Annotated in this window: 21 protein-coding genes; 7 read left to right on the forward strand and 14 right to left on the reverse strand. The window is 38.0% G+C overall.

Annotated elements, in window-relative coordinates; translation table 11 throughout:
* Nucleotides 1–48: 48 nt before the first annotated feature.
* The 5 genes from AAOP42_RS18655 to AAOP42_RS18675 all read left to right on the forward strand — a co-directional run bounded on the left by AAOP42_RS18655 (nt 49) and on the right by AAOP42_RS18675 (nt 6771).
* Entirely contained in the window at nt 49–1851 is a 1803-nt protein-coding gene (locus tag AAOP42_RS18655; protein ID WP_349530091.1) for a MutS-related protein, read from the forward strand.
* A gap of 113 nt (nt 1852–1964) precedes the next feature.
* Nucleotides 1965–3101: a 5-(carboxyamino)imidazole ribonucleotide synthase gene (locus AAOP42_RS18660; protein ID WP_349530092.1), complete on the forward strand. Its 1137-nt coding sequence runs from the start codon at nt 1965–1967 to the stop codon at nt 3099–3101.
* Nucleotides 3102–3104: 3 nt separating this feature from the next.
* Nucleotides 3105–3578, forward strand: a complete 474-nt coding sequence (gene purE / locus AAOP42_RS18665; protein ID WP_349530093.1) for a 5-(carboxyamino)imidazole ribonucleotide mutase — start codon at nt 3105–3107, stop codon at nt 3576–3578.
* A gap of 128 nt (nt 3579–3706) precedes the next feature.
* Entirely contained in the window at nt 3707–5326 is a 1620-nt protein-coding gene (locus AAOP42_RS18670; RefSeq protein ID WP_349530094.1) for a hypothetical protein, read from the forward strand.
* Between the two features lie 2 nt (nt 5327–5328).
* Entirely contained in the window at nt 5329–6771 is a 1443-nt protein-coding gene (locus AAOP42_RS18675) for a DUF5723 family protein (protein WP_349530095.1), read from the forward strand.
* On the opposite strand, the gene AAOP42_RS18680 is transcribed toward AAOP42_RS18675, so the two are convergent.
* The 13 genes from AAOP42_RS18680 to guaB form a co-directional block, all read right to left on the reverse strand.
* Complete coding sequence (locus AAOP42_RS18680; RefSeq protein ID WP_349530096.1) at nt 6768–7403, reverse strand: class I SAM-dependent methyltransferase; 636 nt, start codon at nt 7401–7403, stop codon at nt 6768–6770. The two genes, AAOP42_RS18675 and AAOP42_RS18680, sit on opposite strands and share 4 nt — an antisense overlap.
* Nucleotides 7400–8227, reverse strand: a complete 828-nt coding sequence (locus AAOP42_RS18685; RefSeq protein ID WP_349530097.1) for a UbiA prenyltransferase family protein — start codon at nt 8225–8227, stop codon at nt 7400–7402. Before AAOP42_RS18685 ends, AAOP42_RS18680 begins: the two co-directional genes overlap by 4 nt.
* Before the next feature lie 91 nt (nt 8228–8318).
* Entirely contained in the window at nt 8319–9209 is an 891-nt protein-coding gene (gene atpG, locus AAOP42_RS18690) for an ATP synthase F1 subunit gamma (protein WP_349530098.1), read from the reverse strand.
* A gap of 19 nt (nt 9210–9228) precedes the next feature.
* Nucleotides 9229–10809, reverse strand: a complete 1581-nt coding sequence (gene atpA / locus AAOP42_RS18695) for a F0F1 ATP synthase subunit alpha (protein ID WP_349530099.1) — start codon at nt 10807–10809, stop codon at nt 9229–9231.
* Nucleotides 10810–10855: 46 nt separating this feature from the next.
* Complete coding sequence (atpH, locus tag AAOP42_RS18700; protein ID WP_349530100.1) at nt 10856–11413, reverse strand: ATP synthase F1 subunit delta; 558 nt, start codon at nt 11411–11413, stop codon at nt 10856–10858.
* A gap of 4 nt (nt 11414–11417) precedes the next feature.
* On the reverse strand, nt 11418–11912 hold the full coding sequence (gene atpF, locus AAOP42_RS18705) for a F0F1 ATP synthase subunit B (RefSeq protein WP_349530101.1): 495 nt from the start codon (nt 11910–11912) through the stop codon (nt 11418–11420).
* A gap of 72 nt (nt 11913–11984) precedes the next feature.
* Nucleotides 11985–12191 (reverse strand): ATP synthase F0 subunit C, encoded by a 207-nt coding sequence (gene atpE / locus AAOP42_RS18710; protein WP_349530102.1) that lies wholly within the window; start codon nt 12189–12191, stop codon nt 11985–11987.
* 33 nt (nt 12192–12224) lie between these two features.
* Entirely contained in the window at nt 12225–13247 is a 1023-nt protein-coding gene (gene atpB, locus AAOP42_RS18715) for a F0F1 ATP synthase subunit A (RefSeq protein WP_349530103.1), read from the reverse strand.
* Nucleotides 13248–13328: 81 nt separating this feature from the next.
* The gene (locus AAOP42_RS18720; RefSeq protein ID WP_349530104.1) at nt 13329–13706 is read right to left on the reverse strand and encodes a hypothetical protein; all 378 of its coding nucleotides are present in this window, start codon (nt 13704–13706) and stop codon (nt 13329–13331) included.
* 2 nt (nt 13707–13708) lie between these two features.
* Nucleotides 13709–13888, reverse strand: coding sequence for an AtpZ/AtpI family protein (locus AAOP42_RS18725; protein WP_349530105.1), 180 nt, complete (start codon nt 13886–13888; stop codon nt 13709–13711).
* A 26-nt stretch (nt 13889–13914) separates the two neighbouring features.
* Nucleotides 13915–14334 carry a bactofilin family protein gene (locus tag AAOP42_RS18730; protein ID WP_349530106.1) on the reverse strand — a complete coding sequence of 140 codons (420 nt, stop codon included), beginning with the start codon at nt 14332–14334 and terminating at the stop codon, nt 13915–13917.
* A gap of 11 nt (nt 14335–14345) precedes the next feature.
* Complete coding sequence (locus AAOP42_RS18735) at nt 14346–15221, reverse strand: M23 family metallopeptidase (RefSeq protein ID WP_349530107.1); 876 nt, start codon at nt 15219–15221, stop codon at nt 14346–14348.
* A 130-nt stretch (nt 15222–15351) separates the two neighbouring features.
* Nucleotides 15352–16821, reverse strand: coding sequence for an IMP dehydrogenase (gene guaB, locus AAOP42_RS18740; protein WP_349530108.1), 1470 nt, complete (start codon nt 16819–16821; stop codon nt 15352–15354).
* Between the two features lie 214 nt (nt 16822–17035).
* Between guaB and AAOP42_RS18745 the strand changes: the two genes are divergently transcribed.
* Both AAOP42_RS18745 and AAOP42_RS18750 read left to right on the forward strand, forming a co-directional pair.
* Nucleotides 17036–18034: an adenosine kinase gene (locus AAOP42_RS18745; RefSeq protein WP_349530109.1), complete on the forward strand. Its 999-nt coding sequence runs from the start codon at nt 17036–17038 to the stop codon at nt 18032–18034.
* Between the two features lie 163 nt (nt 18035–18197).
* On the forward strand, nt 18198–20579 hold the full coding sequence (locus AAOP42_RS18750) for a TonB-dependent receptor (RefSeq protein WP_349530110.1): 2382 nt from the start codon (nt 18198–18200) through the stop codon (nt 20577–20579).
* Nucleotides 20580–20584: 5 nt separating this feature from the next.
* Here the strand turns inward: AAOP42_RS18750 and AAOP42_RS18755 are convergent, their stop codons facing one another.
* Nucleotides 20585–21169, reverse strand: a complete 585-nt coding sequence (locus tag AAOP42_RS18755; protein WP_349530111.1) for an RNA polymerase sigma factor — start codon at nt 21167–21169, stop codon at nt 20585–20587.
* Nucleotides 21170–21364 lie beyond the last annotated feature (195 nt).

The raw sequence follows: 21364 nt of genomic DNA on the forward strand, positions 1-21364 counted from the left end.
GATTACTTTATCGGGATTAACTTTGTTGAATCATATTATACAATACTAATGACACCAAACGAACTCAAGAGTGTTTTCACCAAGAGGATTCAACATTTTACAGAAGAATTTGAATCATTAAATTCCAAACATAAAACTCTATCACTACTACGAGTTGCCTTATTTATTTCATTGATTGGCTTAGTCGTCTATGCAGCCAACATCCGAAATCCATACCTCTTATCCGGAACAATAATTATTTTCTTTGTTGCCTTTGGTATTGTCATTCAGATTCACAATCGCATTAAATTCAAACGTCAAAGTACCCTTTTTGCAAAAAAATTAAATGAAGAAGAAATCCACCGATTAAATGGAAATTTATCAGGTTTATACGATGGATTAAAATACGAAGACAAAAATCATTTTTACGCTCCAGATTTAGACATTTTTGGGTCAAATTCTCTTTTTCAATTGGTGATTAGAAGCAGGGTTGAAGAAAGCAGACGACTTACTGCTGACTGGTTGCTTCATCATGCACCAAAAGCCGAGATACTCAAAAGACAACAGGCCATACTTGAACTCAAAAATGATATTGATTGGCGACAAAACTTCACTGCTCTGGGAATGCATACAGAAGAAGTCGATGAAAAAAAACAAACTGATTTAAATGCGTTTACCTCCTGGATCTCTGCTGGAAATAAGTTTATAGATAAGTCGAAATGGAAAATACTAAGTTGGGTAATGCCTCTCGTTGCACTATTGGCATCTACCCTGGTACTATTTTTCGATTTCCCCTATCAGATCATTTTCGTACCAATAATTATTAATTTCTTCCTCTTAAAAGTAACATTTGCCCCTCTTCTTGATTTAACCAAAAAATTTGATGCCGCAACAAAGGTTTTGAAATCTTACGAAAACCTTATTCTAGCGGTAGAAAACAAGTCTTTTACAAATGAAAAACTTTCTTCATTAAAATCAGTTTTTGACTCTAATGACAGCAAGGCATCTAAGTCTATTCAAACTTTAAGAAGAACTCTTTATCAATTGCTCAATCGGGCAAATATGCTTTACTTCCCATTAAATGTATTGTTTTTACTTGATTTGATTTGGCTGTTGAGAGCAGAGCAATGGAAGAAAAAACATGGAGGCGAAATAAAAAAATGGTTTGATGCCATCCATGAGATAGATGCATTGAATGACATGGCATCATTGACTTATTCCAGTCCTGATTTTGTTTTTCCAGAAATCACCGATAATGATTTCCAATTGGATGCCAAAAAAATGGGTCATCCGCTCATTCATGGAGACAGAGTAAAAAATGATTTTCAACTTAACAATCGGGGAAAGCTAGGATTGATTACTGGTTCAAACATGTCCGGTAAAAGTACATTTCTAAGAACAGTAGGTATAAATCTGGTGATGGCACAGGCAGGATTACCAGTATGTGCTCATTCATTTTCTTGTTCCCCCACCAGAGTCTTCACAAGTATGAGAACACAAGACAACCTGGAAGAACACATCAGTTCATTTTATGCCGAACTCAAAAGAATAAAACAGCTACTGGACTCAATAAATGAATCTCCCGTATTTTATCTTTTGGATGAAATATTGAAAGGAACAAACTCAGAAGACCGACACAAAGGGTCGATCTCACTTATCAATCAACTTTCTAAAAAAAATGCTACTGGTTTGATTTCCACACATGATTTAACGCTCTCTAACCTGGAAAATGAACAGGTGAAAAATTATAGCTTCAACAGTGAAATAGTGGGAGATGAAATCATTTTCGATTACAAACTTACAGAAGGCCCATGCCGCAGCTTTAACGCCAGCAAACTGATGGAAAAAATGGGTATAATAGTAAATTCATAAAAGCCTGTTGACATTGTTTTCTCCTTTTGTAAAAGGAAATTTCCATGGACTATTGACCATCCACAATCGACTATTTCCTACTTTTGTATCTTAATTTAAGAAAGTGAATAAATATGGGTTTTGATCCAAATATAAAAATTGGAGTTTTAGGTGGTGGCCAACTGGGCCGTATGATGATACAGTCAGGCATTGATTTTAACCTAAACATAGGGGTTCTCGACCCTGACCCCAATGCTCCTTGTAAAAACCTGGTAGAGAATTTTCAGGTTGGCAGTCTTACTGATTTTGATACCGTATATCAGTTTGGCCAACAATTCGACCTGATTACCATTGAGATCGAAAATGTAAACACAGAAGCCCTTAAAAAACTTCAGGAAGAAGGGAAGAAAGTGTATCCTCAACCAGAAATCATTGAAATAATCAAAGACAAAGGCATTCAAAAAGAGTTTTACAAAAACAATGGCATTCCCACTTCTGAGTATTTTTTGTTGGAAAATAAAGAAGAGCTTAAAGAACATATCCCTTTTTTACCTGCTGTACATAAACTCCGAACAGAAGGGTATGACGGAAGAGGAGTAAAAGTACTGCAATCAAAAGAGAGCATTTCAGATGGTTTTGATGCGCCAGCCGTTTTGGAAAAATACGTTGATTATACAAAAGAACTATCCGTACTTGTAGCAAGAAATGCAGACGGAGAAACCAAAACATATCCGGTAGTAGAGTTGGAATTTCATCCGGAAGCAAACCTCGTGGAATTTCTGTTTTCCCCTGCCAACATAGATACAGCAACGGAGATTAAAGCAAGCCAAATTGCCATCGAGGTAATTGAAAAGTTGGACATGATTGGCTTGTTGGCCGTAGAAATGTTTCTGACAAAAGACGGAGATATTTTGGTAAATGAATCTGCCCCGCGAACTCACAACAGCGGACACCATACCATTGAAGCTAATGTAACTTCTCAATTCGAACAACACCTCAGAGCAATACTTAACCTGCCTTTAGGAGACACTTCCATCAAAAGCAATGCGGTAATGATCAACTTGCTGGGTGCAGAAGGATATACAGGCAATGCCAAATATGAAGGAGCCGAAATGGTAATGTCAATGGATGAAGTACACTTACATTTGTATGGAAAAAAAACAACCAAGCCATTTCGGAAAATGGGACATGCCACCATTCTGGGAAAGAAAATGGAAAAAGTAAAAAATAAAGCCAAATTGGTAAAATCAACTCTGATCATAAAAGCATAAGCCATGGTAGGAATCATAATGGGAAGTAAGTCGGATCTGAATGTAATGCAGGAAGCTGCCGACATATTGAATGAATTAAACGTGCCTTTTGATATGACCATAGTATCGGCTCATCGCACTCCTCACCGCATGGTTAAATATGCCGAAGAGGCTCGCAACAAAGGCTTGAAAGTTATCATAGCAGGAGCTGGAGGAGCTGCACACCTTCCAGGAATGGTAGCTTCCATCACTACATTACCCGTAATTGGTGTACCGGTGAAATCCAGCAATTCCATAGACGGTTGGGATTCTGTATTGTCTATTCTTCAAATGCCGGGAGGAGTTCCAGTAGCCACAGTCGCACTCAATGGCGCAAAGAATGCTGGCATTCTGGCTGCTCAAATACTCGGAACAAGTGACGAAAAAATAGCCTCTAACCTACAGGCGTATAAAGATCAGCTACGAGAAAAAGTAGAAGCTTCTATCAAAGAGATGTAGTACAACAAGACCCTACTTTGTTCGTTGTTCCAAGAAATATTCTGATTGTTAATCTAAATATATGTAATTTAGAGCCTTAATCAGCTATATAAAAAGTATTGTTTATAGCATATTATATATTCAAATTGATGAATAGTTTTTTCAGAAGACACTCAATAGTAGTTGTTTTCATTGTTGGGTTAATTCAATATTCCTGCAATGTCGGCGATATAGATTTCGACAACATTGAAGATCCTGTTTTCACCCCGGAAATAGTAGCTCCAATTGGAGAAGTCACCTATACGGTAAAAGAACTCATTGAAGAGATTAACGACCCCAACATTGAAATTAGTGATGCCAAAAATTTATTGCTTGCAGTAACCTATCGGGATACTTCAGTATTTAAAGTACCTACAGAGTTGATTAGCATTGATGAAATCAGTCAACAAAAGGTCATGGAAACCGGAATTGTAGTCCTGGCTTCTCCCACTGATGTCACTGAAACATTTCAGGAAACACTATCCCTGGAATATCCTGCTCAAAATGGTGAGCAAATAGACTCAATAATATATTCAAATGGTGACCTGGAAATTATAGTAGATTCTCAGATCGCTGCAGATGTTGAGTTGGAAATTAAATTGGTAGATTTTGTACATTCCGATTCCAGAGATACTATTACTTTCAATGTCAGTTTACCTTACAATGGCTCTTTGCCAGTTTCCGATACACAAAATACCACACTACAGGATTACAGAACCGCACTCTCACGCATTGGAGGACAAAATGTCTTTAATGTTATCGTTAATGGAACAGTTAATATCAAGGCAGGTCAATCCGTAAATAGTTCAGATTATATCTTCCTCACTTTTAATACCAGCAATACGCAGTTTTCCTCAGTCATTGGCTATTTTGATGAAAAAGAAATAACCATTCAGGATCAAACCATAGACATTGATTTTTTCAATGACATTGAACCATTCGGGTTGGAATTTAAAAGTCCGGAAATTGTACTCCATATCGACAACTCTTTCGGTTTGCCCATCGGCATCTCTCTGGCAGGTATTTCTTCCTCCAATAGTGATGGTGATTTTAGAATGTTAACTGGTTTGGCAACTGAGAAACCAATAAAAATAAAATATCCTGCTTTATCTAAATTCGGGCAAACGAGCAGTTCACGCATCACGATATCAAACGACATCTCAAATCTAAGTGACTTGTTAGCCATTTCTCCTAATAAGATCACCATACCCATATCAGCTACTACGAATTATGAAAACGCAAGTCAGGAATCAAACTTTTATACAGATCAAAGCCAAATAACTACTGCGCTGGAAGTAAATATGCCCCTGGATGTTAAACTAGGAGGTTATAAACAAACTTTTCAGTTCGACATTGACGATGTAGATTTTGATGAGGCAGATTCTATAAAACTAAGGGTGAGAACAGTTAATGACTTGCCATTTAGTGGTTCGATGAACCTGTATCTTTTAGATGCCGATAGTGTAGTCATACATGAAGTACCGGACAACCTAATTCTTCAGTCACCCGAGCTTGGTGCCAACGGAAGGACAGACCAACCCAAAACACAGATTGCAGATGTGTTACTCAATTCAGCAGGTATTACAGCATTGAACAATGCAGATAAAATAGCTTTAGTCTTAACTGTAGATAGCTTTGAATCAGAAGACAATAGATTCGTAAAGATTTATTCTGATTATGCTTTGACCATAAAAATTGGTGTAATTGCTTATCTCAATTTTACTCCCTGAAAATGAATCGTGTCGTAAATATATTGTGCTTCATCCTCCTTCTGAGCGTTCCTGCCATAGTCAAGGGACAGTCTGGCATTTCAATGTATCACTTGCAAAACACCACCTTCCAAGGCAACAATTTCAACCCTTCGTTTATTCCTGAAGGAAAATTGTTTCTTGGTCTGCCACTTTTGTCAGGTATTGCGCTGGATTACAACAGCAGGGCTAGTTACAACGACATTGTAATAAAAGAAAACGGTAGAAAAATATGGAATACTGAAGGTTTTGCAAGCCTTATGAAAAAACGAAACTATGTAAGCCTTGAGGCTGATATCAGCACGTTTTACCTGGGAGTAAGGGCCAATGAAACTACTGCTTTTTCACTATTTGTCAACGAAAAAATGGCTGGTAGAGCATTCGGTTCAAAAGATATTATCACATTGGCTCTGGAAGGTAATGCCGGATTTATTGGAAAAGAAATTGACTTTAGTAAAGTAGCCGTTGATGCACGGTATTATAGGGAAATTGGAATAGGCTATTGGAAACACCTGCCTAAAAAGAAGCTCAGTATGGGTGTGAGGGTTAAGTACCTTATAGGAATTTTCAATGCTTCATCCGACAATAATTTTGATGGAAAAGCTACTCTGTCAGACGACAACTTCAATATGGCTTTCAACTTTAAGAATGCAACTTTCAATACTTCCGGAGTTGATTTGTTCAGTGACGGATCGTCAGCAGACATTCAATCTCACATGATTGGTAATGGAAATACAGGCTTTGGGATTGACCTGGGAGCCAATTGGAAAATAACCAAAGAACTATCAGCAGCTGTAGCATGGAACGATATCGGTTTTATCAACTGGAAGGTAGATCCTAAAAATTACACCTTGCAAGACACTACTTTTAACTATGGTGGACTGATACTAAAAGATATAGAAGATTTTCAGCAATCACTTGAAGATTCTATTTCAGAAAGATTTCAACGGCATGAAACCACCAACCCTTACAAAACAGCACTTAATTCAAGATTCTATTCGAGTCTATCGTATAAAATTGATCCAAAATCTACTTTGACTGCAACCATTGCCAATCACGGAGTATCCCGAAGACTCAGAATGCTCTATGGAGTTGGTTATTCCAGAAAATTCGGAAAAGTATTGACTGTTTCCGGAAATGTTGTTAAATCTCCCCAAAGGGGTTTAAACCTTGGCTTGGCATACGCCATTGACTTGGGTTCATTCCAATACTACATGGCTTCAGACAAGCTTTTAGGAGTAGCTGATGCCACTAACCTATCTGCTATGGACATTCGGTTTGGCATCAATTTTATTTTCGGAAGGAATAAGGTTAGTTCAGGAAATCCTGAAGACGGTAACAAACAAGACGGAGAAAAAATTTACCAGAAAATCCCATTGCAGAAACCCCGAGAAATTTACGAAAAGAAAACTTTTCAAGAGTATTAACTCCGACTACAATAGATCTGCGAAAAAATCATCTGTTTGTAAAACAACTTTTCCTTTTCTAAAACAAATCCTGCAGGATTCAAAGAAGTACTTAAATCCGTAAGTTTACTACTCTCCAGTCTGCTGACCTTTCCAAAAAAAACATGCATAACCCAGAGCAAAAGCCTTTGCCAAAATAGATTCTGTTTGTTTTGAAAATCCGTCACTATTAGTCTGCCCTCCGGACTTAACAACGATTTCAATCTCGGCAGAATGCACCCGTTTAGTTTTTCTTGTGTAAATACGTCAAGAAAAAAATTACAAATAACAACATCGAAATCCATTTCGGATTTCCAGTCTTCAAATGGACTATGGATAAAGTGAATATTCAATCGACTTTTTGAATCAAACTGAGAACGAGCCAATTCAATCATTTTAGAAGATTTTTCAACATAAAAAATCTCAGCACCTTTCTTTCTTTCAATAAGCTCTTGAAGAATCCACCCTGTTCCTCCTCCCAAAATTAATATTTTAGAAGCAGAGTCTAATAGATGCAAAAATTCTATCTGAGCTTTATGTATGGTATCACCAAAAACGAATTGAGCAAGTCGGTCATAATAAGGTGCTACCAGATCAAAATCGTTGGTTTTCATAGCAGCAACCAGAGAGTCGGAATAAAGAAAATACCATCACCAATCAATCTATAACGTTCATTTGCTCCAAAATAAACAGGCCATGCTTGTAAAGTCCACAAAACCATTGTCATTGCAATAAACAAAATATTGAAAGAGAGTATTTTGATATCCGCTCCAAAATCAACAATAGAATACAACTGAATTATCAGTAATACAGAGAATAACATTTTCAATAGCTGCCGTGTTTTCTCTTGCCCAATTCTTATCACAATTGAAGGGTTTTGATCTTTTTTATCCTGATGATATTCAAAATAAGAAAACAAAATAAGGTTAATGAGTGCCAGAAAAAAAGTTTGTAAAAACAACATCGTGATAACAGGTACAATCTGTCCGTTGTTGAGACTGACAGGACCCACAAAAACCCCTAAAGCATAGACGGCAGCTACAAAAATTTCTTTAAGATAAAACCACTTAAAAAAGTATATGATTCCGAAATACACCAGCACCAACATGGTAAGAATGATCCCATACACAAAAGTGATTGCGGGAAGTGAAAGAACAATATATAGGCCTCCAAATACCGTAACAACTAATGCCACAATCAGCAGCCTGGAATGTTGCCTGTGAAACAAATGCCTTTGGATTGTTGGTACTTTGTCAGACTTAAATGCATCAATAAGATGATCCAATGTGTAAATTATCCAAATAGCAATTCCCAGACACAAGGAAATAGAAAGAGGCATCTCAATTCCGATAAATTTGGCAATAACTATTGACAACACCACAGCACCCAACGCAATGTCTAGTGACAAAAACCTGATATATTTTAAAAGTAAAGCCATTTTATCAGGTGAAATTAGTGAAATTCATGACTCATAAAAAAACCGTAGCAAGAAATTCACTACGGTTTTCATTCTTATTTTTTCAAAACTATCAACTGCTTGCAGCCAGAGCTTCCGCTCCACCTACTATCTCCAGTATTTCTTTTGTAATAGCTGCCTGGCGTGTTCTGTTGTATGTCAATTTAAGAGCTTTAAGCAATTCCCCCGCATTGTCTGTTGCCTGATCCATGGCGGTCATTCTCGCTCCATGCTCCGAGGCATTAGATTCCAACAATGCTTTGTAAAATTGTATCTTCAAAGACTTAGGAATGATCTCGTTCACCACATAAGCCTGAGAAGGTTCAAACAAATAATCCACACTTGAAGTTAGGTCATCAGTTCCTTCATCTGAAGACACTATTGGCAAAAACTGCTCGTTTTTTAGAATCTGTGTCGCCACATTCTTAAACTCATTGTAGATCAGTTCTATTTGATCATAATCGCCTTTTACAAAAGCATCCATAGTACTTTCAGCAGCAACTTTTACGTTTTCAAAAGTCAAATCCTGAAATAACTGATAGTGATCACTTATTACCTGATACTTTCGTTTTGTGAAGTATTCATTCGAGCGTTTACCAATAGGAAGAATATAAAGACCTCCTTTGCTCTGTATGTCTGAATACTTTTTCTTAATTAATGCAACAGTATTTTTAAAAATATTACTATTAAAAGATCCGCAAAGCCCTCTATCAGAAGAAACCACTACCAACAACACCTTTTTTACATCTCTATTTGTGCTGTACACATTGTCACCACCATCATCCAGACCTGCAGATACATTTTTCAATATTCCCGTAAGTCTTTCAGAATAGGGTCTCATCTTAGTGATTTTATCCTGAGCCTTTCTCAACTTAGCTGCAGCCACCATTTTCATGGCACTCGTAATTTGCTGAGTGGATTGGATAGATACTATCCTGTTTTTTACTTCTTTTAAATTAGCCATACTTTATATCAGTAGCTTTTTAGTTTGCAAATCTTGAAGCCACGTCTTTAGCTACTTCTCCTAATTCTTTGGTAATTTCATCTGTAAATTTGCCCGCTGCAAGATCATCTATGATGTTTTTATGCTGCGTATTCAATGTTGACAAAAACTCTATCTCAAAAGCCTTTACTTTACCAACAGGCACGACATCAATAAATCCTTTGGTAGAAGCATAGATGATGGCTACCTGATCACCTACAGGTGATGGAGAATATTGTCCCTGTTTCAAAATTTCAAGGTTTTTTCTACCTCTATCGATTGTCAATTTAGTAGCTGCATCCAGATCAGATCCAAATTTGGCAAATGCTTCAAGTTCTCTAAACTGAGCCTGATCCAATTTCAGGGTACCAGCTACTTTTTTCATCGATTTTATCTGAGCATTACCTCCAACCCTTGATACTGAAATACCAACGTTAATCGCCGGACGAATACCAGAGTTGAAAAGGTTAGTTTCCAGAAAAATCTGACCATCCGTAATAGAAATAACGTTGGTTGGTATGTATGCTGAAACGTCACCAGCCTGTGTTTCAATAATAGGAAGTGCTGTCAAAGAACCTCCACCTTTTACTTTCCCTTTCAAAGAAGGAGGAAGATCGTTCATGTTTTCAGCTATTTCCTGACTATCATTGATCTTCGCTGCTCTTTCCAATAGTCTTGAGTGAAGATAGAATACGTCACCAGGATAAGCTTCACGTCCAGGAGGCCTTCTCAAAAGAAGTGAAACTTCTCTATATGCCACCGCTTGCTTAGACAAATCGTCATAAACGATCAAAGCAGGACGACCAGTATCTCTGAAATACTCTCCAATTGCAGCACCAGTAAAAGGAGCAAAAAACTGAAGTGGAGCAGGATCAGAAGCTGAGGCACTTACTACAACGGTATAGTCCATTGCTCCGCCTTTTTCCAAAGCTTGTACTATGCCGGCAACTGTGGATGCTTTTTGAGCAACAGCCACATAAATACAGAATACAGGCTCTCCTTTATCGTAAAATTCCTTTTGGTTGATGATGGTATCAATTGCCACCGCCGTTTTACCTGTTTGTCTGTCACCAATGATCAATTCTCTCTGACCTCTTCCAACAGGAATCATTGAATCAATCGCTTTGATACCAGTCTGAAGTGGCTCATTTACCGGCTGTCTGTAGATAACACCAGGAGCTTTTCTCTCCATAGGCATCTCAAACAACTCACCTTCGATTGGCCCTTTACCGTCAATTGGTTGTCCCAGGGTATCAACAACCCTTCCACACATACCATCTCCAACATTGACAGATGCAATTTTGTTGGTTCTTTTTACAGTATCACCTTCTTTGATACCTTTGGATTCACCCAAAAGTACTGCTCCTACATTGTCTTCCTCCAGGTTAAGAACCATCGCTTTAAGTCCGTTTTCGAACTCCAATAATTCACCTGATTGAGCTTTGGTTAATCCATAAATTCGGGCTACACCATCACCAACTTGTAATACAGTACCAATTTCTTCAAGTTCAGTTTCGGTTCTGAAATTTGAGAGTTGCTCTCTCAATATAGCTGATACTTCATCTGGTCTTACATCTGCCATTATTATTGCTTTTATTAATTTTTGAAATAATTAATGTAGGACAATCCTACATTTTATTTACATATAAATTTTGACTAAACTTTAATTTCAATTCGTTGAGTTTGCTACTGATGCTGTCATCAATTTGCCTGTCTCCTATTTTGAGAATAAAACCTCCAATAATTGATTCGTCAATTTTTTCAGTTAATTCTACCTCTTTTCCTGTGATTTTTTTCACTACAGCATTTACTTCCTTCTTCAGTTCAGCATTCAAAGGAACCACAGTAGTAATAGTCGCTTCTGCAATGCCTTTCATTACATTGTATTGTTTGTGAAATTCTTTAGCGATTGCAGGGAGATATTGCTCCCGATTTTTTCTGGAAATGATATCAAAAATAGAAAGCGTAAGGGCATTTACCTTGCCGGTAAAAATCTTCTTTAGGATGACCAACTTATTCAAATGCCCCAAAACAGGGTTTTTCAACATCAATGTAAAATCCCTGTTTGAATGACAAAGTGCAGTAAATGCAGTCATATCCTTTGCTACTTCTTCCAAGCAGTTTCTTTCAACTGCCAACTCTAAAAGCGGCTTGGCATAACGGGAAGCAATTCTGGTTTCCGACATGGGATTAGTTTACTTTAATGTCCTTTATTAAGTCTTTTACAAGCGCCTCTTGCGATTTTTTGTCATCAAGGTTTTTACGAAGTACTTTCTCCGCAATATCTAGGGACAATGCTGCTACAAGACTCTTTACGTCTGCCAATGCTGCTTTCTTTTCAGTTTCAATCACCGCTTTAGCATCAGCAATCATTTTTGAAGAAATTTTTGAAGTTTCCTCTTTAGCAGCTTCTTTTATATCACTGGCAATTTTGGTTGCTTCTTTGAGCATGTTGTCTCTTTCGATTCGGGCTTCTTTGAGCAAATACTCATTGTCAGCCTTCAACTGCTTCATTTCTTCCTTAGCAGCCTCAGCAGATTGAAGAGAATCACGGATAAAACCATCTCTTGATTTCAATGCTTCTGAGATTGGCTTCCAAACTTTGGCGGCCAAAATAGCAAACACTATTAAAAATACTACCGTCTGCCAAAATATGAGTCCTATGTCGGGGGTAACTAATTCCACTTTCTTGTCTTTTTGAATAAAAAATAATCCTGATCCTGAAACCTAATGTTCACAGGATCAGGAAATAATAAATTAAACTCCTGCTTGAACGGCCATAAATCCGATTACTGCAGCAAATAATGCAACTCCTTCTATCAAGGCCGCTGCAATAATCATTGCTGTTTGGATTTTACCTGCAGCTTCTGGTTGTCTTGCAATACCTTCAGTAGCACCTTTACCGATCAAACCGATACCGATACCTGCTCCTAATACTGCTAAACCTGCTCCAATTGCTCCCATTTTAAATTAATTTATATGGTTAAAAATAAAATTCTAATGATGATGTTCTTCCACTGCACTACCAAAATACATTGCTGACAGCAAGGTGAAAACATAAGCCTGTAATAATGCCACAAATAGCTCCAACAAATTCATTACTGACGCAAATACTGCTGCCAATACCCCAACGGCTAAACTTTGTGTTATAAACGTAAGACTCAAAATACTCAATATAATAATGTGCCCTGCTGTAATGTTGGCAAAAAGCCTGATCATTAATGAAAATGGCTTGGTAAATATACCGATGATTTCTATCGGCCAAAGGATTAAATACAAAGGTATTTTTTGACCCCAACTCATTGAGTTTCCAAGAGGATCCAGTATATGCATCCAATAGGTCTTTCTACCAGATACCAGTGTAACCACTAAAGTAGCTACTGCCAACATCATGGTTACAGCTATATTTCCCGTGAGGTTGGCTGCTGCCGGTAATAACCCAAGCAGGTTTCCAAACCAAATAAAGAAAAACAAAGACAACAAATAAGGAAGGTACTTTTCATATTTCGGACCAATGTTGGCTTTTACGATTTCGTCTCTGACATATACTATAATAGGCTCAAAAAACGACTGGATACCACTTGGAGCTTTCCCTGCATTTTTCTTGTAGCCACGAGCCACTGCAAAAAACACCAGTAGAAGTATCACGGCATTGATGAATAACAACGCTACATTTTTAGTGATAGATAAATCAAGTGGATGAGCATTGGTTATGTTTCCTTCTGCATCATAATTCAATTTACCTGAAGCATCTGTTTTGTATATATGCTCGTGAGCATTGAAATAGTGATTGCCATTGCTTTCTACTGCATCGTGTCCGTGATGGAATTTAGAAGAAGAAAAAATGTGCAACCCATTGTCCCAAAGTATAACCGGAAGTGGCACACTTACAGGATGCAGAACTCCATTTTCATCTTTCAAATCGAAAAAATGCCAATCGTGTGCATCCTTAATGTGATGGTCAATTAATTCGGATGGATTGAACGCTTCACCCTCGCTTTCTGACGCTTTTGTTGTCAAACTAAAAATAGAGATTAAAACGACAACTAACCCCGTGATTTTTAATTGTTTACAAATAAAATTTCTAACCATCTTTTGCCCTTATTTCAAATTCGTGCGCAAGTTAGACAATACCGTAATGATTTCAAATACAAAGTAAAATAAATAGATGGCAAAAAAAGTTATGACAAAATTTGTGATTTCATTTACCCCCATCACGATAAAAGTTGCCACAAACATCAAAGAGGTAAGCACCCGAATGGTCATGGTAGCCATTACTAACAAGGGCACGGATAATTCCAAATGTTCTTGCCCTAACCTGAAGAGTACATGAACAATAATCGATTGGATAAAAAAGAAGATAAGAACAGCGTAGAACTTTTCTCCAAAGGGAATAGAAATATCAGCCTGTGCCAACAGTAGATACACCAGCAAAATCGCAAGGGTAAGTGCAATAATCTTAATTATTCCTCTTATCATAATTAATCATCTTTGGGCAACCTGCGTATCACATTGAAAATCGAACCAATGCAGGAAACAACCGAAAACACAAGTAGAAAAACCGGAAATTCCAGTTCGAAATACTGGTCGAGCTTGTAGCCTGCCCAGACCCCAATAAAAATGAAGGCCAACATTTCGAATGCTATACCCGAATATTTCAAATATTGTCTGGGCTTGTCTTCTATGACTAATGGGCTTTAAGTATGCTTGGTGTTTCGTTGGCATTTTCACCGATCAGTATTTCTTTGATTGAGGCTCCCATCTTGGATCCGCCATTGAATGTAGCTCCTGACTCAACAATCAACTTATTAGTAGCTATGTCTCCGTTGATTTGGGCTGTGGCTTTTAAGGTAAGTATTTCGGATACTTCAATGTTTCCAATCACATGTCCTTCAATATCGGCATTTTGAGCAATGATATTGCCTTCAACATGCGAAGAATGTCCAATGATAAGCTTTGATTTGGTTTTTATATTGCCAATGATTTTGCCTTCTATGCGGATGTTTCCAAAGGTTTCAAGATCACCTCTTAGAGTTGTCCCTTTTCCAATAATATTTCTGGCATTGCTTAACTCTTCGTTTTGTTTTTGGTCTTGCTTGTTGAACATGTTTTTTTGTTTTAAAACCTTATAAAATCTTCAGGATCTACCGGATTGCCATTGTACCACAACTCAAAATGCAGGTGCGGCCCGGAAGTCAACTCTCCGGTATTTCCAATAATTGCAATTACCTCTCCGGCTGTCACAAAACTACCAACGTTTTTCAATAAATCCGAATTGTGTTTGTATAGGGAAATAATATTACCCCGATGCTGGATAGCAATCACATTTCCATGATCCAGAGTCCAGCCTGCAAACACTACAGTGCCGTCAGCCACTGCCATTACCGACTCATCTTCCTTGGCCGCAATATCTATGGCGTAGTGTTCTTCCTGTGGATTAAACTTGTTGAGTACCACTCCTTTATCCACCGGTTTGAATAAATAAAAATCCTGAAGCTCTTCTGAGATTTTTGCAGAGCCAAATTGTAGGTTCAACCCTTCTTTCTCAAATTCCTTTCTGAATTGAGAGTCAATGGGATTGAGTGATTCTGATATCTCTTCATTGGCTTGCAACAGTTCTGTTTCATTCAGCCCTGAGTTGTTTTCGGAATCCACATAGTTATTATCCTTACCCGACAATATCATTTTGATATTGTCTATAAACTGGTCTTTTTTATTTACCTCCACTATCAAAGAATCTATTTCCATAGAAAGGTTCATCAGTTGCCTGTTGGCTTGCATCTCTGCATGGCGAGGATCAAACCACTGCTTGAGCAATGTGGTGGCCATATAAAAACTCAGACCTGCAAGCACCAAAAAAATGGATACCAATCCAAGGATGATTTTGATGTAAGAAAAAGTAAAAGTGGTTTTCTCAGCAAAATTTTCCTCATTCCTGATGATCAATAAATATTTGGTCACCAGCCGATTCGAAAATGTCTTTTTTGTTTCCAAGCTTTTGATTTATGTGATGGGCAAAAGTATAGCCTTATCATTAAAAAAGCTTCACACCTAAAAGATATGTTGTTGGAATAGCCTTTTGAAAAGCCTTACTAAACCTTGAAGGTTTAGTAAAGCTTTTTACCTACCTCGAATAATTCGGTGCTTCTCTGGTAATGAAGATATCGTGTGGGTGGCTTTCCTTAGAACCAGAAGCTGTGATTTTTACAAACTTAGCCTTTTTCAGGTCTTCAATAGTTCCTGCTCCACAGTATCCCATTCCGGCCTTGAGCCCTCCTGCCAGTTGATACAACACTTCTGACACCAACCCTTTATAGGGTACTCGTCCGACTATCCCTTCTGGCACCAGCTTTTTTACATCGTCTTCTGCATCCTGAAAGTAGCGATCTTTCGATCCATCTTCCATCGCCTCTACAGAACCCATACCCCGGTAAGATTTGAATTTTCTGCCTTCGTATATAATTACCTCCCCGGGGGCTTCCTCTGTACCTGCCAATAAAGAACCAATCATGATGGAATCTGCTCCGGCAGCTATGGCCTTCACCAAATCTCCTGAAAATCTTACACCTCCATCAGCTATAATTGGCACGCCTCTTCCGGCAACAGCTTTTGCGGATTCATATACCGCAGATAACTGTGGCATTCCTACTCCTGCTATTATCCTGGTGGTACAAATACTGCCAGGCCCCACACCTACTTTTATGGCATCTGCTCCGGCATCCGCCAAAGCAACTGCTGCCTCTGCGGTAGCAATATTTCCTACAATCACATCCAGATCAGGAAAACGCTCTTTTACTTTTTTACAAGTATCAATTACTCCTTTCGAATGCCCATGTGCCGTATCAATAGAAATGACATCTACTCCGGCCTTCACCAAAAGAGCTACCCGATCCAATATATCTGGTGTAACACCTACTGCGGCTCCCGCTCTCAGTCTTCCAAATTGGTCTTTACAAGCATTTGGCTTATCTCTTTTCTTTAAAATATCTTTGTATGTGATCAGCCCGGTAAGCTTACCATTAGCATCTACAATAGGGAGTTTTTCGATTTTATGTTCCTGCAAAATATCTTCTGCTTCAGCCAGATCAACACCGTCCGATGCTGTGATCAGGTTGTCAATTGTCATAATCTCACTTACAGGTTGTTTCATGTTTTTCTGAAACCTCAAGTCCCTGTTGGTTACAATTCCCAATAGTTTATTGGTGTCATCTATTACAGGAATACCACCAATGTTAAACTCACGCATTACTTTCAGCGCATCACCCACATTAGCTTTCACTTTGAGTGTAATAGGATCAAGGATCATTCCACTTTGAGACCTCTTTACTTTTCTCACCTCAGCCGCCTGTTTTTCGGCGGTCATATTTTTGTGAATAAAGCCAAGCCCTCCCTCAAGTGCCATAGAAATAGCCAGTTCAGATTCTGTCACCGTATCCATAGCTGCAGATACCAAAGGGATATTCAGCGTAATGTTTTTAGTGAGTTGCGTTGATGTACTGGTGTCTCTGGGAAGAACCTCAGAATAGCCTGGAAGCAACAACACATCGTCGTAAGTGAGGGCTTCAAAAAGTAGTTTGGAATTGTCGAAATGCATGTGCAAATAAGTATGATTATTTGCAGGGCAAAATTATGAAAGTTAGTTGGATAATTAACTACACGATGAATAAATATTTTCTACAGTCATTAAGTTTCTACTATTTGAGAATTTCAAGACCGGAAATCTACGCTTTCAAAGTAAGCCCTGAAATAATGGGAGATAAAAAAAAAATGCCTCAACTTGCGCAGAAATTTTGAAACGAAATATTGAGATGAAAAAATACGATATATACGGAATAGGAAATGCCCTAGTAGATTTGGTTTTCGAAGTAGATGAACAGTTTTTGGCAAATCAAAAAGTGGAAAAAGGATTGATGACATTGGTAGAAGAAGACCGTCAAAACGCCCTGATTTCAGCCATCAACATACATGAAAATATGATGAAAGGTGGTGGGTCTGCAGCCAACACTGTAGTAGCTGCCAGCCAGTTCGGAAGTAACTGTTACTATTCTTGTAAAGTATCCAACGACCGCTTTGGGCAGTTTTACCTCAAAGACCTGGAATCCAATGGAGTAGATACCAAACTAACACCAGCCAGTGCTCCTGAAGGGATTACTGGCAAGTGCCTGGTAATGACCACTCCTGATGCGGAAAGAACAATGAATACCTTTCTTGGCATTACATCAAATTTTTCTGTGGAAGAAATAGATGAAAACGCAATCAAAGAATCTAGCTACATTTATTCGGAAGGATATCTGGTACCCTCTCCATCAGGTAGGGCAGCAATGGTGAAAGCCAAAGAAATAGCAGAGGCAAACGGTGTGAAAACAGCCTTGTCTTTTTCTGATCCAAGTATGGTAAAGTATTTCAAAAACGAAATGACCGAAGTAGTTGGCAGTGGTGTTGACCTGTTGTTCTGTAATGAAGAAGAAGCTATGCTTTTTACCGAAACCAATTCGCTTTTAAAAGCTCGTGAGGCACTCAAGAATATCGCCAAAAGATTTGCCATAACGCTTGGTAAAAATGGTGCTACCATATTTGATGGTGATACCTTCGTAGATATCGAATCTTACTCTGTTAATGCTATTGACACCAATGGTGCAGGTGATATGTTCGCAGGAGCGTTCTTATTCGGAATCACTCATGGACACAGCTATGCAGAAGCTGGAAAAATAGCCAGTCTTGCATCTTCTAAAGTAGTCTCTCAATTTGGGCCAAGGCTGGAATGGCATCAGGCAAAAGAAATATTAAACCATTTGTTTGAAGATTGATTTTTTCGTGGTATTTTTTGTATTTGCTGAAACTACCATCTAATTATACAAATGGAATTAGTTCGTTCTCAGTAAATATTCAGAATCCAGATCTTCGGCTTTATTTTTGCTGTGCGATAGTAATTTTAAAACCTATATTATCACTGCAACTACTTCTAACTTAATGCAAATCAAACTCCTTTTTCTATTACTGACTACTTGCCTAAGCTTAAACACTCTGGCTCAAAAGTCTCAATCTTCAATATTAGTTCAAGGTAAGGTAGTTGATAAATCAACAAGTAAGCCTCTTGATTATGCAACCATTGCACTTGTGAATAAAGAGGACAAGAGTATATTAGCCGGAGGAATTACCGATTCAGAAGGAACATTCTCGATTAAAAGTCCACATACCAACATCTATATTGAAGTGTCTTTTTTAGGCTACAATACCGTAGTAATTAATGATTTTAAGATTACTGGATCAATAATAAGCCTACCAAATATTGAGGTTCAGCCGGATCAGGAGATGTTGACCGAAGTAACTGTAACTGCAGAAAAATCAAAAACGACCTTCGAGTTAGACAAACGGGTGTTCAATGTAGGCAAAGACCTGACCAGCGCCGGAGGCAATGCCCTGGATGTGCTCAACAATGTACCTTCTGTAGATGTCAATATTGAAGGACAAATCAGTCTGAGAGGAAATACCAATGTACAGATTTTGATCAATGGAAAACCTTCTGTAATGGCTAGTGCCAATACCATTGGTACCATTGCAGCAGATATGATCGAGAAAGTAGAAGTGATTACCAATCCATCTGCCAAATACGATGCAGAAGGAACCACGGGAATCATTAATATCGTACTTAAAAAAGAAGATCAGGAAGGGTTAAATGGTTCTGTTACTTTGAATGTGGGTCATCCTACTAATCGTAGTGTAGGACTGAGTTTGAATCGACGCACTAATAAATTCAACCTCTTTAGTCAGCTTGGTGTTGGTAAGCGATCGCTTTTATCGACTTACAATGGTGAAACCATTGATCGTCAAAAAACCGATCCAAAACCTTTGTTTAATTCCGGTTCCGGAGGAAGGGATGAGCAATTTTATAATGTGATCTTGGGAACTGACTACAACATCAATCCTTTGAACGTGATTACTTTGTCCGGGCATTTTGCTTATGAAATTGAAGACGAGTATGCTGACACTCACTATGACAGACGTGACGCAAACAATCAATCTATAGGGGCTTCTGACAGAAATGAAGCAACTGAAGCAACCAATCCCAAATATCAATACGATTTGAGCTATAAAAAGTCATTTGAAGGCAATAAGGACAGAAGCTTCACAGCCAGTTTTGTGGGGTCTTATTTTGGTAAAGATCAATCTTCCGAATACACAAATACCGCTGTTTTTGGTGATTTTAATGATTTGTTTCAGAGAACAACCAACGACTATTCTCAAGCCAACTATTCCTTTCAGACGGACTATGTGCATCCATTTTCCAAAATATCAGAACTGGAATCTGGTATCAAATATGAAATAAACGACATTTCTAACGACTATGAACTTTTGGATCAAACCAACAATGGGTGGGTAAGCAACCCGGACTTTACCAACCTTTTTAATTATGACCAAAGGGTATTGGCTGCCTACACTACTTATGCTTATGAATTACAAAAGTTCGGTTTGAAAGTGGGACTTAGGATAGAAAATACAAATTTGAACACCTTCTTACAAACCACTGGTGAAGATAATAATATCAACTATAACAATGTATTTCCAAGTGTACATAGTTCGTATAAAATATCCGATGAACTTTCTCTTCAAATGGGGTATTCTAAAAGAATCCATCGACCAAACATGTGGGATTTGAATCCTTTTACTTCTATAAGTGATAATTTAAACAGACGTTCAGGAAACCCTGAATTACAACCGGAATTTACCGACGTGGTAGAGTTGAGTGCCATACAAATTTGGGGTTTAGCTACGCTAAGTGCATCGCTTTATCATAGCAAAACAGATGATGTAGTAACGAGAGTGATTTCAGTTCAGGATAGCCTGACCATAACTAAACCTTACAACCTTGGAACCAGTAACAATACAGGCTTGGAATTGAATGCCAGTGTTGATCCATTGAAATGGTGGTCTATTGCTCTGGATGGTAATTGGGTTTCTTTCAGTCGTACTGGTACTCTCGAAAGCAATGATTTTGATTTCAGCAATACCAGTTGGTCAAGCCAACTGACTAATAAATTTAAATTCCCTTTTGACATAGAAGCAGAAGTTCGGGTTGATTACCAATCAAAAGTAGAAGGAGTTCAAGGCATTTCCGACGATAGAATTTATGCGGATTTTGGCGTCAAAAAGAAATTTATGAAAGGAAGGGCTGTTGTCAACTTTAGCGTAAGAGATGTGTTTAAATCTCGTAAATACATTAACATTTCAGATCAAGACACTTTTTACAGATACAATGAAAGGCTCAGAGGTGCACAGCAGGCAGTACTGGGCTTTAGTTATGGTTTCGGTAAAGGAGATGCCATGGAATTCTCAGGTCATAAGATGTTTTGATAGTTCTATAATAGGAAGATTATTGCCAAAATCCTTAACTCATTATTTCCAAAATGATTTCTTAATTTTTTCAATGCTGCAAATGAGGTATTTTTCACAGATTGGTATTTGATGTCAAGCAGTTCAGCAATTTCTTCATTATTAGCCCCAGTAAAATACTTCAGGTAAAGTATTTCCTGTTCTCGTTTTGAGAGATTTTCAAGGGCATTTTTTATTTTCGACTGTAGTTCGTCGTTACTTTCACCATCAATTATTTCCCTTTCTCTTGAGGTGTAAACAATAGCATGATCTTCCAGCTTGTATTCTGAATTTCTTTCAGTTTTTTTTAATTCTTTAATGATAATGGTTCTTAAGGCTTTTATCAAATAGAACTTCACTGATGCTGTTTCACCTAAATGAGATCGCCTTGTCCACAAATAAGTAAACAACTCCTGAACTGCATCTGCGATCAATTGACGATCATTATGAACCCTTCGTCCATAGGCAAGCAATACTTTGGAATATGTATTGTATAAAGCGGAAAAAGCACCAGTATCACCACTGCGCAAGGCTTCCCAATTAATTTGATCCGATGAAATATCCTCCTTCATGTAAGGTCAAATATAGGATTTTATTCCTTGATGATTATTTTTTTCATAGGCATCTCTTTCAATTGCATTACTTTGTTCTACTTTACGAAGATGACAAAATCAACCTGTTTTACCCCAATCCTAAAGGGAGGCAGGCCTGCCTGATCCGGCAGGCAGGTTGATTTTCTCCTTCTTCCCTTTAGGTGAAGGGTGAAA

Origin of the sequence: Reichenbachiella sp. MALMAid0571, from assembly GCF_040151475.1 — a bacterium.
In the GTDB taxonomy this organism is placed as follows: domain Bacteria; phylum Bacteroidota; class Bacteroidia; order Cytophagales; family Cyclobacteriaceae; genus CAXBNB01.